The organism is Bradyrhizobium sp. P2_E8 (assembly GCF_056403875.1).
Window position 1 is genome coordinate 1 of the sequence record NZ_JBFUES010001876.1, and the last position, 585, is coordinate 585.

The following is a 585-nucleotide window of genomic DNA, read 5'->3' on the forward strand; positions in this document are numbered from 1 at the left end:
GTGCTGAGCCGGACGCTCGCGGCAAAGCCGGTCTCGCAAAGCTTCAACCCGGCCACCGGCAAGCTCAAGCTGGTCTTCAAGCGGCCGAACCAGGATTTCCCGGCGCTCGATCTCACCGACACGATCGAGGTCGCAGGGCTCATCTCGCCCGACAAGCCCGGCACGACCGACAAGCTCATGCTCTGGATCGGCAGCCCCGCAACCACCACCGCCGACGAGAGCGGCGGCGCCAAGCTCAATCTCTCGGACGAGGCTTCGGCCGACGAGGAAGGCGACCAGCCCGACGACAACGGCTCGATCGAGGCGCTCGCAAAGGAGCTGAAAGGCCAGCGCTGGGACGCCGACAAGTCGGTGTGGAAGTGATGTAACCCGCACATCAACTCTCGGTCATCGCCCGGCTTGACCGGGCGATCCAGTACTCCGAGACGGTTTTGATGAATCGAGAAGCTGCGGCGTACTGGATTCCCCGCTTTCGCGGGGAATGACAGCGATGGCTAATTCCCGTTGACGCGGAAGCGCAGCGGCTTGGGGCCGAGAAGCGTCAGCACGTCGCCCTGGCGCTTCCAGGTCTCGACGCTGCCGACC

Annotated in this window: 2 pseudogenes; one reads left to right on the top strand and one right to left on the bottom strand. The window is 64.8% G+C overall.

The annotated features are described in order from the left end of the window. Positions 1–363: pseudogene (locus AC1D00_RS44455) on the top strand (hypothetical protein); the annotation flags it as partial. A gap of 131 nt (positions 364–494) precedes the next feature. On the opposite strand, the pseudogene AC1D00_RS44460 reads toward AC1D00_RS44455, so the two are convergent. Continuing rightward, a pseudogene (locus tag AC1D00_RS44460) lies at positions 495–585 on the bottom strand (META domain-containing protein); the annotation flags it as partial.